This is a genomic window from Peribacillus sp. NPDC096540 (assembly GCF_050278525.1).
Classification (GTDB): domain Bacteria; phylum Bacillota; class Bacilli; order Bacillales; family DSM-1321; genus Peribacillus.
Genome location: NZ_JBNNTG010000107.1, coordinates 1 through 1,100 on the forward strand (window position 1 = coordinate 1; position 1,100 = coordinate 1,100).

The window sequence follows — 1,100 nt, forward strand, 5'->3', positions numbered from 1 at the left end:
ATGCACCGAGGTCGTTGGAGTCAGACTAACGGATGGGCTCTAATGGCACCATAGTTCATCGACCTTCCTCACCCAGCCATAGAATCAGTATGGACGGTTTTCCACCATTTTCATTCTCTGTGGTGCAGCGCTGGTCGTGCGCTGCATGGTTGGCTAACGGGTGCGTTAGTTTAGATCTAGGGCTGCCATTTGGTGGTCTTTTTGCTTAATGAAATAAAGGGGCAGGATAGTTCAGTTAGAATTTACCAGTATCGAGGTATATGTGGTAATATTAGGAATTATAAAATTGGCGGTGATGTAAATGGAACCTAAATGGCTTGATTGGGCGAAACAACTTCAATCCATTGCACAAGCAGGATTAACTTATTCAAAAGATGCTTATGACTTAGAGAGATTTGAATTAATAAGAAGTATTAGTATTGAAATATTGTCACATCAAACAGATATGGATAAGACAGTATTAAAAGAGTTATTTGCAAGTGAAACGGGTTATGCAACCCCTAAGGTAGATATTAGGGCTGTGGTCTTTAGGGAAAATAAAATATTAATGGTCAGAGAAAATACTGATGGTGACTGGGCGCTACCTGGTGGGTGGGGTGACATCGGATTAACTCCAAGTGAAGTCGCCATTAAAGAAGTAAAAGAAGAATCAGGATTTGAAGTAAAAGCAATCAAATTGTTGGGTGTACTTGATAAGAAGTGTCACCCGCATCCCCCTTCACTTTATCACGTTTATAAAATGTTTATCCAATGTGAAATAATTGGCGGACGACCAATAAAAGGCATAGAAACGAGTGCAGTTGAGTTTTTTGCTGAAAATGAACTACCAACGTTATCAATAGCTAGGAATACAAAAACACAAATTGAGATGGCATTTAGAAATTTAAAAAATCCTCAGGAACCCGTTTATTTCGATTAATTTTTTAATAGAGTTCCATTCCACCTAGTTTGTGAACAAACAGGTCTTTAGCTGAAGATCGGAGCTGTCTTTAAGGCAGCTTTTTTTTGTGTGCCAGGCATGGCAACTATCTAGGTGGTGAAAGTCCACTGTGGGGGTACACATCGACCAACCACTAAGGAAGCGCAAGGTACTTATCGTG

General features: G+C 40.0%; 1 protein-coding gene. It reads left to right on the plus strand.

Annotated features, from left to right (window positions below; all coding sequences use genetic code 11):
- Positions 1 to 301: 301 nt before the first annotated feature.
- The gene (locus tag ACQKMR_RS28385) at positions 302 to 919 is read left to right on the plus strand and encodes an NUDIX hydrolase (RefSeq protein ID WP_427700247.1); all 618 of its coding nucleotides are present in this window, start codon (positions 302 to 304) and stop codon (positions 917 to 919) included.
- Positions 920 to 1,100 lie beyond the last annotated feature (181 nt).

Excerpts from the sequence above, each read along its gene's own strand:
- ACQKMR_RS28385 (WP_427700247.1), top strand. The coding sequence starts at position 302 with ATGGAACCTAAATGGCTTGATTGGGCGAAACAACTTCAATCCATTGCA.